The 9,385-nt window shown below is 34.1% G+C and carries 9 protein-coding genes and 3 pseudogenes; 7 read left to right on the top strand and 5 right to left on the bottom strand.

Features of this window, described 5'->3' with window-relative positions; translation table 11 throughout:
* Positions 1–134: 134 nt before the first annotated feature.
* A complete protein-coding gene (locus PZE06_RS24715) occupies positions 135–404 on the bottom strand; it encodes a hypothetical protein (protein ID WP_225310827.1) in 270 nt (89 codons plus the stop codon).
* An 815-nt stretch (positions 405–1,219) separates the two neighbouring features.
* Here PZE06_RS24715 and spoVAC point away from each other — a divergent pair.
* The 5 genes and pseudogenes from spoVAC to PZE06_RS24690 all read left to right on the top strand — a co-directional run bounded on the left by spoVAC (position 1,220) and on the right by PZE06_RS24690 (position 4,164).
* A pseudogene (spoVAC, locus tag PZE06_RS24710) lies at positions 1,220–1,699 on the top strand (stage V sporulation protein AC).
* Positions 1,699–2,721 carry a stage V sporulation protein AD gene (gene spoVAD, locus PZE06_RS24705; protein ID WP_150917578.1) on the top strand — a complete coding sequence of 341 codons (1,023 nt, stop codon included), beginning with the start codon at positions 1,699–1,701 and terminating at the stop codon, positions 2,719–2,721. The pseudogene spoVAC and the gene spoVAD overlap by 1 nt, the downstream one beginning before the upstream one ends.
* Positions 2,718–3,068, top strand: coding sequence for a stage V sporulation protein AE (spoVAE, locus tag PZE06_RS24700; protein WP_150917575.1), 351 nt, complete (start codon positions 2,718–2,720; stop codon positions 3,066–3,068). The genes spoVAD and spoVAE overlap by 4 nt, the downstream gene beginning before the upstream one ends.
* A 12-nt stretch (positions 3,069–3,080) precedes the next feature.
* Positions 3,081–3,230: pseudogene (locus PZE06_RS24695) on the top strand (DUF1657 domain-containing protein); the annotation flags it as partial.
* A 73-nt stretch (positions 3,231–3,303) separates the two neighbouring features.
* Positions 3,304–4,164, top strand: a complete 861-nt coding sequence (locus PZE06_RS24690; RefSeq protein ID WP_150917572.1) for a DUF421 domain-containing protein — start codon at positions 3,304–3,306, stop codon at positions 4,162–4,164.
* 311 nt (positions 4,165–4,475) lie between these two features.
* On the opposite strand, the gene PZE06_RS24685 is transcribed toward PZE06_RS24690, so the two are convergent.
* Positions 4,476–4,892: a hypothetical protein gene (locus PZE06_RS24685; protein ID WP_150917569.1), complete on the bottom strand. Its 417-nt coding sequence runs from the start codon at positions 4,890–4,892 to the stop codon at positions 4,476–4,478.
* A 317-nt stretch (positions 4,893–5,209) separates the two neighbouring features.
* Between PZE06_RS24685 and PZE06_RS24680 the strand changes: the two genes are divergently transcribed.
* Positions 5,210–5,662: a hypothetical protein gene (locus PZE06_RS24680; RefSeq protein WP_035198846.1), complete on the top strand. Its 453-nt coding sequence runs from the start codon at positions 5,210–5,212 to the stop codon at positions 5,660–5,662.
* A 254-nt stretch (positions 5,663–5,916) separates the two neighbouring features.
* Here the strand turns inward: PZE06_RS24680 and PZE06_RS24675 are convergent.
* The 3 genes and pseudogenes from PZE06_RS24675 to PZE06_RS24665 all read right to left on the bottom strand — a co-directional run bounded on the left by PZE06_RS24675 (position 5,917) and on the right by PZE06_RS24665 (position 8,478).
* Positions 5,917–6,476 (bottom strand): annotated as a pseudogene (locus tag PZE06_RS24675) (recombinase family protein).
* A gap of 153 nt (positions 6,477–6,629) precedes the next feature.
* Positions 6,630–7,454 carry a hypothetical protein gene (locus tag PZE06_RS24670; protein WP_150917566.1) on the bottom strand — a complete coding sequence of 275 codons (825 nt, stop codon included), beginning with the start codon at positions 7,452–7,454 and terminating at the stop codon, positions 6,630–6,632.
* Between the two features lie 199 nt (positions 7,455–7,653).
* Complete coding sequence (locus tag PZE06_RS24665) at positions 7,654–8,478, bottom strand: site-specific integrase (RefSeq protein WP_150917563.1); 825 nt, start codon at positions 8,476–8,478, stop codon at positions 7,654–7,656.
* A 465-nt stretch (positions 8,479–8,943) separates the two neighbouring features.
* Here PZE06_RS24665 and PZE06_RS24660 point away from each other — a divergent pair.
* Positions 8,944–9,385: transposase (locus tag PZE06_RS24660; RefSeq protein ID WP_275792079.1), on the top strand; the 442-nt coding region annotated here is incomplete at its 3' end.

Raw genomic sequence — 9,385 nt, 5'->3', positions numbered from 1 at the left:
AAATGGGAAGGCGGACATATCCAACAATGGGCTATGGTCATGAATCAACTGTTAATTCATGCCCACCTGAAGAATCGTGTAAAGAAGTATCTAGAATAACTTACACACTTTTCTTGACAAACCCAAAAGGAAAATTATTTGTTCTTGCCTTGAATTTGATTAGGTACTAATTCCTTCGAAAACTCTGTTACGGCTGTAGCCATTCTTTTCATTTGACCATTATTTCGAACATTATTAGCCATGTTTTGGATAGGAGCCAGTATATTTGTGTTACCATTTCTTCTTAATCCAAAAACAGCAGCTGAGCTAAATCCTAAACCAATCAAAGTGGCCCTTAAAATTCCTCTGTTATTTCTTCTGTTTGGCCTACTACCTATATTAAAAAGATTCATCAAGTAATTCAAATTCAAACACTTCCTCGATCGAGTATTTGGAAGGAAAATAAATATCGCTTCCGAATCTAATATTTACATTCAAGTGTTTGAATATGCTGGTAATGTTTCTTGCCTCTAATAACTGAATGAAATTCCTTTATAAATAATTGATATTAATATTAATGTACCCTGTCCCAAATCTTACTTAAATCCAAGGGAACATACACTTTATCGCCATGAATTTCCTTATGTATAATAGGATTTTTAAAACTCCTTTCTAAATTTTCATAAAAATTCTTTTGTCTAGCTCGTGGTTTTGGTCCGAAAATAAATTCTCTGTAATTCTTGTACATTCTTCATATTCTCCTTTTACTTTTTTCTACTTTCTTATGACTACTATCCCCCGATTTTTCTTTCAAAATGTATCTTTACCAAACTCATTAAAATATTTCATATTTAAATTCCTGAATATTTATTTCTAAAATAATAATATGAATAAAAAAGGTTTTATTTAGCATTCTATGCTAAAGAAGAGAATATCACCAACCAAGAGATTTCGAATGTAAAGGCCGTGAATATAGATAAGGAGCTTTCAGTAGCAATAAAAGTCGAAAACTTTAATCGTTTCCGATTAAAAAGTATCGAGAAGTCAGTAAAATCTGACTTGGAAAAAACGTATCCAGATCATAAAGTATTTGTTTCGAGTGATAAAAAAATGTTCTGGGAACTCGAAAAAATAGAACAGGGACTGAAAAAAACGATGCGAATAAGAAGAACTTAAAAAAGGATCTAAACAAACTGAAAAGTCTTTTGAAGGAACAAACTTAAAGAGGAAGGTTCAAGTTATGTCTAACAATCAAAAGAAACAACTCACTCCTGTTCAACAGGAATACCAAAAATTGCAAAAATGACGAGAAATTAAAAGACCAGTTGCTAAAAACTGCATAAAGGCCTTTTTAACCGGTGGACTAATTTGTCTGATTGGCCAGCTTATTTCAGACTTTTACATTTATTTTTTTAACTTTACTAAGAAAACGGCTGGAAATCCAACGGTAGGTACGTTAATTTTTATTACCATGCTTCTTACTGGTTTTGGTGTATATGATCGAATGGCTCAATTTGGAGGTGCTGGAACAGCTGTACCCGTAACTGGTTTTGGGAATGCAGTCATATCACCTGCCATTGAACATCGAAGCGAAGGGTTAGTACTGGGTGTAGGTGGAAACATATTTAAGTTAGCAGGTTCGGTTATTTTATTTGGTGTTTTTTCTGCCTTTGTCATTGCTCTTATCAAAACCATTTTAATCCAGTGGGGTGGTTTATAATGCTCACAGGTCATCGTACATGGATCTTCGAACAAAAGCCTGTCATTATCTCAACCGGAACCGTCGGCGGACCATTTGAAGCCAATGGTGCTATCCAGGATGACTTTGATACTCTTCATGCTGATTTATGGCTTGGACAAGATTCCTATGAAAAAGCACATAAAGTTCTTTTTGAAGAGGCCTGTCAAAAAGCAATGGAAAAAAAAGGAGGAATCCAAAAGGATCAAGTTCAATTTATTCTAGATGGGGATCTAATTAATCAAATTACCCCAACAAATTTTGCATGCCGAACCATTGGAGCACCTTATTTTGGTTTATTCGGTGCCTGCTCTACCTCAATGGAAGGACTGGCTCTGGGTGCTTATATTGTTAATACAAAAGGAGCTAAGTATTTATTAACTGGTGCATCTAGTCATGATATAGCTGTTGAAAAACAATTTCGTTATCCAACTGAATACGGCGGTCAAAAACCTCCTACTGCACAATGGACGGTTACTGATGCTGGTGTGGCTCTTTTAAGTTATTCTGGGGAAGGACCACGCGTCACCTCTGCGACAATTGGCCGTGTCATTGATATGGGTCTGACAGATCCATTTAATATGGGAGGAGCGATGGCGCCAGCTGCGGTTGATACCATTGAAGCCCATTTAAAGGAAAGAAATGTTGAACCATCATATTACGATTTAATTGTATCAGGAGACCTTGGGCAAATTGGACAAGAAGTTTCCATGGATCTATTTAAAAAGCATGGAATACCTATTCGTGAAGAACAATACCAAGATTGCGGTTTTATGATTTATAGAGAAGGGCAACCTGTTTTAGCAGGGGCAAGTGGTGCAGGCTGTTCAGCAACAGTCGTTTATGGTCATCTACTAAACCGTATGAAAAAAGGAGAATTTAAAAGAATGTTAGTCGTAGCAACAGGTGCTTTATTATCGCCACTTTCTTTTCAGCAAAACGAATCGATCCCTTGTATCGCCCATGCAGTGTCGATTGAGTATGGGGGTGAACAATCAATATGACCTATTTTTGGGCTTTTACTGTAGGTGGTTTAATTTGTGTCGTTGGGCAAATTATGTTTGATGTTTTCAAACTTACACCTGGACATACATTAAGTGCTCTTGTAGTAGTAGGTGCTATTTTAGATGGTTTTGGTTTATATGAACCATTAATTGATTTTGCAGGTGCAGGAGCCACAGTTCCCATAACCAGCTTTGGTAATTCCCTCGTACATGGTGCGATGCAAGAAGCCGAAACACATGGGTTAGTCGGTGTACTGACAGGAATGTTTGAAGTAACAAGTTCAGGCATTTCAGCTGCCATTGTTTTTGGAATGCTGGGAGCCTTAATTTTTAAACCAAAAGGATAAAGGAGAGCTAGGATGACAGTAGGATCAGATGTTAAATAGTGTTTTGCCAGCTTAAAAGGTATAGAAGCTAGTCTCTCAAGATTAGCATTACGAACTCTAGATAATGAATCGAAACGCAAACTACATGAAAGCATGATGGTTATACATGAGGTAGTAACAGATTAAAAAAAACGAGTTGGAGAATTAGAACAGGAAGAATTTCAATATAAAGGATTTTAGATTGGAGGGTCTACTAATGCCTCTTTGGCTAAATGTTATTTCTCGAGTCATTTTGTTTATGATTGTTCTGTTTTTTATCACAAAATTTTTAGGCAAAAAGCAACTATCTCAACTTTCCTTCTTTGAATATGTAACAGGTATTACAATAGGAGGAATTGCAGCAATCATTATACTTGAAGTAAGACATAGTATCATTATAGGAGGGTTAGCCATTCTAGTAATGGCAGCTATACCATATATAGTTGGTCTTATTGCTTTAAAAAGTAAAAAGTTCCGTGATTTTATAGAAGGAAAAGGATCAGTATTTATTAAAGACGGAAAAATCATGGAAGATAATTTAAAGAAGGAACGATATACAACGGATGAGTTATTGGAATTGCTTCGAAAAAAGGATGTTTTTCAAGTGGCTGATGTTGAATTTGCCATATTAGAACCAACCGGTGATTTATCCGTTATGCTAAAGAAAGAGAATCAACCTTTAACAGCAAAGGATTTAAACTTATCCGTTCCTTCGATCAAAGAACCTCAGACTGTCATAATGGATGGTGTCATAATGGATGAACCACTAGCTACAATCGGACGAAGTCGTGCATGGTTACATACGGAGTTAGAAAAATTAGGAGTTACGGTTGAAAATGTATTTCTTGGACAAATTAATTCTTTTGGGGAATTAACGGTTGATCTTTTTGATGATAAGTTGCAAGTTGCATCCCCTCAAGAAAGACCTTTAATTCTTTCAACTTTAAAAAAATGTCAAGCCGATTTAGAACTGTTTACTCTTGGAACTGAATCAAAGGAGGCCAAACAAATGTATAGAATAAATAGTGAAAAATTACAAGAAGCCATTGAGAAAGTGACCCCTATTTTAAGGGGATAATATACTTATCTTTTTAATACTCCATTTAAATCAAATCTTAAAATTTGGGCGCAATTCAATAAGAATTGTGCATGATAAGACGTATCAAAAAGGGGCTTATCATACAGCCCCTCCCTTAAGTTAAAAGATATCCGAAAATTCATCTGCTAAAGTTTTTTCTTTTTTTAATGGAATTACGTTATCCTTTATTTTTTCAGATGTTTCAAGCTTTGTTTCGTGCCAATTGTAAAAATCTGAGGGATTACTAAAGATATTTTCCAATGATTTTTTAACAATGGTTGTCTGTTTATGACTTGTTCCTAGATGATTAACTAAGGGAACACCTTTACTGAACTATATCTCAATAATTTAAATAATAAATCTTGAAGGTATTCAAACCGACTTTCTAAATCGGAAAGTTTGCTTTTGTATTCTTGAACTTTTCCCTCACTTTCTGTGAGTTTTAGTTCCAAGTTTTTTCTCCGTTCAATATTCTTATAGAATTTACGTTCAATCACAATTAATTCCCTAATTAATGTTTCTTTATCATCGTAATGTTTATTAACGATATCAGCAAGGTTTGGTATATTGCCATTCGGAAATTCTAAAGTGGACGGTCTAGAAGTAAAGACATTATTGGCTTTATCTATCATCATTCTTCCAAGCCTGTCTTTCTTTCTCCAAAAGTCTTCTCCGGCTGAGGTACGGAAGCGACCTTGCTGGACCAATTCCTTGTTGAATTGATACATATCACCATACTTAATTTCCCCATTAATCTGTCTCTCTGTTTTATATAAATGAAGAACTTATTTCTGGATTCGATTGATAGGATTGCGAAATTTTCCAAATGCGAGACCATATGTATGAGCAGCAGCAATTAATGTTCCATATTTTTCGTGGGTCAGGCAAACTCTTGTTCATCTAGACAGTAGGCTGATTGATTATTGATACTTCTTTCTTAACAAAACACATAAGTGATTCTCTGTGCATATACTGTATCATTACTACAGGATTATGATTAAATACAACTCAATCCATACATAAAATAATCAAGGAGAGGTTAATTTTGAAAATTCCAAAGACAGCCAAAGTTAGTATCCCCTTTCCATCCGTATGGGGGATTGATGCTTCTATTGCGGGGAGATCCATTATTAGAGGTATACTTACCATTGATTCCATTGTAGACAACAAAGTAGTAGGTACAGTTAATTTTCGTGGTATACCTATTCCGATTAATGGGTATTGGGACGAAAGCGCTAAACAAATAAGTTTCGATTCACCATATGCCTCCTTTTTTGGCAACTTGACAATATTTGATGAGATCGCTATAAGCATTCGGCATTTCGTTTTAAGTGGACGGTTTATAATGAAACCTCCCTCTTTGCTGGCTGGTGAATACGGAAATTGGATTGCTACAACCTTTACAACCCGTTTGGGACCTCCCATATATACTAATGTTTTACCACCTGCTGGTGCCTTTTCAGTCTCAAGTATGCTCTTGGGACAGCAATTGTTTTAATTAGACCATGACTTTATAAAAACAACCTTCGTTTGTGATTGATTAAGGTTGTTTTTTATAAAGTGTTCTCGGAAAATACAGCCTTGCTTTAAATCTGAGTTTAGCGTATATCTCCGTTATAATGTACTCGGAACCCTTTGATGATCGTGCCTAGTTAGATAAACAAATATTGATACTTCCTTATAGAAATAGCCTGCTTGGTTAGGTACGTTGTTTCACAATCCCCGGAAATTTTTAATATAAGTAATGAATGCTTATTTTTTTCCTTCCGATAGCTTTCTATATAAAGAAGCTCTAGATACATTTGTAATTTCACAAATTTGATTTACAGTCATATTTCCTTCTTTATATAGCTTTACTGCATAATTCATTCCTGCGTGATTAACCGTCCTTTAAACTTCCCTTCTTTCTTTGCGAGCTCAATTCCTTCACGCTGACGCATACGAATAAGGTCTCGCTCTAATTGGTTAACACCAGCCATTACCGTAATTAAGAATTGGCTATATGGATTATCTTCTGATAAATCTAGCCATGTATCCTTAAGTGATTTTAAGCTTGCCTTTTTATTTCGTATTAAATCAATCAATTCAAATAAATCTTGCGTACTTCGAGTGATCCGAGTTAAATCTGTAACATAAATAATGTCACCTTCCTGTAAATCCTCTAACATTTTTTGAAGTTGTTCACGATCTTTTGTGGCTCCTGAAATTTTTTCTTCATAAATAATATCCATTCCAATTTCGTTCAATTGCCGAAATTGTCTTGAAGGATTTTGGCTAGTCGAACTGACGCGTACATAACCGATTTTCTGCAAAATTTCACCTCGTTTTTGAGACAAGTCTTATGAGACACTCTTAACTATGATTTTATCAGTCTTCTATACTTGTATCAATAGAGTACTCTATTGATACATTATTATACTAACATTCAAATAAATGCAGATCGGAGTATACAGATTTAATTGTTCTTAACTTTCATCATCCAAATCCCCGAACAGTTCTGGAAATTCGTCTTCCAATTCTAACGAAGCAGCAGACTCTTTTCTATGCTCACTCATTTTAATAAGATTACTACTAATTCCTTTTCTTCTTCTTACACTTGGATTGGTACTCTCAATAATTATCTTTTCGTAATTTTTAACCTCCTGTTTCTTTTCGTTCAATTCATGTTTTATCTTTTCTATTTTTTGTGTTAGTTCATCAATTTTTTTGTCTTTTTTCATTAGTTGATCAGAAAGCTTATTGTTTTCTTCAATATTTTTAATAAATACTTCTTTAATATGATATAAAGCATCTCTTAAACCTCTTTCATCGTTTAAAAATCGATCTATTATTAAATCAAAATTCGGATATGGTATTTCATCGAAACCTACATTATTATGACTGGTAATTACCTTTCTATTTAGGGTTTCAATAGTTTCTTCCATGCGCCTTTTCCAAGTTTTTCGACTAATTCCTGTTTCCTTTTGCAACCCTAAATATGTGATAGAACCAGTATGTTTATTTGAGTATTCCAATAGTAATTTTTTTAACTCTTCATCGCTATAAGACTCTGTTTTCATAATACTATTCAATAACCTCCTATCTTCCGGCAGCAAAGAATCAACCATAGCTTTTTGCCGTATTAGGCGATTAATAAGATTTGCCTTGCTTAATATCTGTTCATGATCTAGCATTGAATAGGATTCTGTGGCAAAATTAAATTTCATATTTTTATAAAGATTTAATAGAGACTTTAATTCTGTTTCTAATTGCTGTTCTAAATGATCCGAACCGGACAATAACCACTTCAATCCCTCATCAGGGTTTTTTGGGTAATAAAAAAAGTCATCACAATATCTACATTCACCAGCACAATTGTCAAAAGCCCCAAATTTGCAATATCCATGTTTTACCTCTTTTCGGAGAGGAAAATCCTCCGGTTTATAGATTCGTGATTCATTAATTTTATCTTTTACACCAAATATTCCCTTTCCTAAACTTTTCTCAAGCCTATGAATTCTGGCTTTTGTTGAAATAATATTCCAAATGTCCCCAATAATTTCGTTGAGTACCTAATCGTGTGTGTCCTGCCATTTTAGCAATAGTTAATGGATTAACCCCCTGTAACATCATATTACACATCGAAAAATGTCGTGTATCAGCAGGTGTTATATAATTACGGAAAATCTTAATGATTTCACCTTTTTCATTTCTTTTAACAAAGCGATAGAAATCAGTTTTATTCCAACCAATGATTTCTTTGTATAAGGACATCAAGGGCCAATATAACGTATCTGGATGGTACATATCCTCCCTTTTAGTTGTGCTATCAGCTTGAAAGAAACGTGACTGTATCCGAAATGAAAGTAAGTAGTTTCCAATTAATTCAGGAGGAACTGTTTGCTTATACTCTTGAATGGAGTCATAAATATTTTTATTTATACGTATAACATTAGTCACGCTTATTTCACTATAGGATTTTGCCTCTTGTTTACTTCTTGGAACTTTTAAAAAGTAATAACCACCTTGCTCGTAGCAACAATCCCATTCAAGTAAACAAAATTCTTTAGGTCTCATTGGAATAATACCTGTAACCTTCCACCATAATATTATAGGAAAATACTTTGATTTCTGAAGTGGGGTTGCTTGATTTTCAAATTCCATCATAAAATAATGAAATTCAATGATTACTTCATAGTTAGGTAAATCTCTATTTTTCGAATCCATATTTTTAATCTTTAAGTCATATAAATCACGATAAGTATGCTCTATAAATGAAAGAAATTTACTAGTATAATCATTAAATCTATAACGGCTATTCATTGTTTTTGACATAGCATATTCTTCATAGGCATCTACATTTTTTTCTTAAATCCACCAGAAACTACAATTGCTTGTTTAACATTTGTATTAATTGATTGAATATGGTTTATGGAAAATTTAGTATCTATTAATATTAATAAAAAAAATTTTAAAGCAACCTTTAATTCTGGATATAGGTCAATATCGAACTTTAAATACCTACGCATTCCCGTAAAATCAACAATACACCAATAATCACTCTCAAAACTATCTGTAAGCAGGATACCCTGATCTTTATTTGTTTGTAACATACCTAAATATTTAGATATGTCGTTTCTATCAAATTTATGATTTTCAGTGATTTGGTGTAAACGCTAGAATAAAGTTGACAGTTATTGCTTGATAAGATTTTACACTTTTGCTCAATCAACCTACTACTTTAGTAAAATAGGAATTGACGTTATTTTACTGGAGGTAGGGGTTTTGGAGGAGAAATTAGTGTTATATGTAAAGATTCATGAACTAAGTAAAAGAAAATTTAAAGTAACACAAATCGCTAAGGAGCTTAAGATCTCAAGACCAACTGTCTATAAGTATTTAGAAATGACGTTTGATGAGGCAAAAGCTTACACTGAACAGCCTTCGGGAAAGAAGAAAAAACTAGATTCCTATAAAGACTGGATACTTGCATGGCTAGAAGAGTATCCTCACCTGAGTAGTGCTCAAATTCATGATTGGCTTTTGGAGAGATATCCAGACCTATCGGTCGGTGGAAGTACGGTGAGGTCTTATGTGAAAGAGATTCGCGAAGTCTATCAGATTGAGAAAAAGGTCATTGTACGTCAATACGAAGCAGTTCCTGAACAACCAATGGGTAAACAACTTCAGGTAGACTGGGGTGAAACCAAACAGAAGACGGCAGACAACAAAGAAATCAAAC

Origin of the sequence: Robertmurraya sp. DFI.2.37, from assembly GCF_029211245.1 — a bacterium.
GTDB lineage: Bacteria > Bacillota > Bacilli > Bacillales > Cytobacillaceae > Robertmurraya > Robertmurraya methanolica_A.
Note: the sequence above shows the minus strand (reverse complement) of the source record. Positions and strands in the feature narration are given on the sequence as shown.

Coding starts and splice junctions, on each gene's coding strand:
- spoVAE (WP_150917575.1), top strand. CDS start 2,718: ATGACCTATTTTTGGGCTTTTACTGTAGGTGGTTTAATTTGTGTCGTT.
- PZE06_RS24690 (WP_150917572.1), top strand. CDS start 3,304: ATGCCTCTTTGGCTAAATGTTATTTCTCGAGTCATTTTGTTTATGATT.
- PZE06_RS24685 (WP_150917569.1), bottom strand. CDS start 4,892: ATGTATCAATTCAACAAGGAATTGGTCCAGCAAGGTCGCTTCCGTACC.
- PZE06_RS24665 (WP_150917563.1), bottom strand. CDS start 8,478: ATGTCAAAAACAATGAATAGCCGTTATAGATTTAATGATTATACTAGT.
- spoVAD (WP_150917578.1), top strand. CDS start 1,699: ATGCTCACAGGTCATCGTACATGGATCTTCGAACAAAAGCCTGTCATT.